Consider the following 742-nt stretch of genomic DNA (forward strand, 5'->3'; position numbering starts at 1 on the left):
TACCAGCCCCGACACCACGATCATGGAACGCCAGCGCCTCAAGATGATGTGGCGCAAGCTCGATGCCCAGATGGATCGGGCTCGGCTATGAGCGACGATCCGATCTTCGATCCCGAGACGGGCGAGCTGCTGGCGGCGGGGGACACCCCGCCGCCGGTCCCGGCGATGAGCCTCGACGAGGCCCGGGCGATGCTGGTGCGCGAGCACGGCGTCGCGATCGGCAGCGACGATCCGCTGTTGATGCTGGTGACGCTGCATCAGGGCTTCCTGCGCGATTACGAGGCGATGCTGCGCCGTCACGACGCCGCCATCGCCGCGATTCTCGGCACCACCGGCTCGGCCTGCGCCGACGCGGTCGAAACCGTGCTGGCCAGCCTCAAAGACAAGACGGTCAAAGCCTCGCTCGATCAGGCCTTCGCCCTGGTCGAGCGACAGGCATTGGCGATGGACGATCTCCGCCGCGCTTTGCGGAGCCATCGCCGCGTCACCGTCCTTTTGACCGCCCTCAGTCTGGCCGGGTGCGCCCTGGCCCTGACGATCCTGTTTTCCATCGTTCGATAGGATTTTTGCCATGACCAAATTGATTGCCCGTTCGCTGTTCGCGGTTGCGCTGCTGGCTGCCGCGCCCGCTTTTGCCGCCGATGCCGACTGGATCAAACCGGCCGAGGAAGGGGTCAAGTCGCTGATCACCAGTCTGGTCGCGATCGGCGGTGCCCTGATCGGCCTCTCGCTGGTCGGTTAC

1 protein-coding gene is annotated in these 742 nt (G+C 65.9%); it reads left to right on the forward strand.

Annotated features, from left to right (window positions below; translation table 11 throughout):
- The first annotated feature begins 87 nt into the window (after positions 1-87).
- A complete protein-coding gene (locus tag K678_RS17390; RefSeq protein ID WP_021133800.1) occupies positions 88-561 on the forward strand; it encodes a hypothetical protein in 474 nt (157 codons plus the stop codon).
- Positions 562-742: the final 181 nt, after the last annotated feature.

The organism is Magnetospirillum fulvum MGU-K5 (assembly GCF_000442515.1).
Taxonomy (GTDB): Bacteria; Pseudomonadota; Alphaproteobacteria; order Rhodospirillales; family Magnetospirillaceae; genus Phaeospirillum; species Phaeospirillum fulvum_B.

Bases quoted from the DNA above. Each gene is read 5' to 3' on its own strand.
- K678_RS17390 (WP_021133800.1), top strand. From the start codon at position 88: ATGAGCGACGATCCGATCTTCGATCCCGAGACGGGCGAGCTGCTGGCG.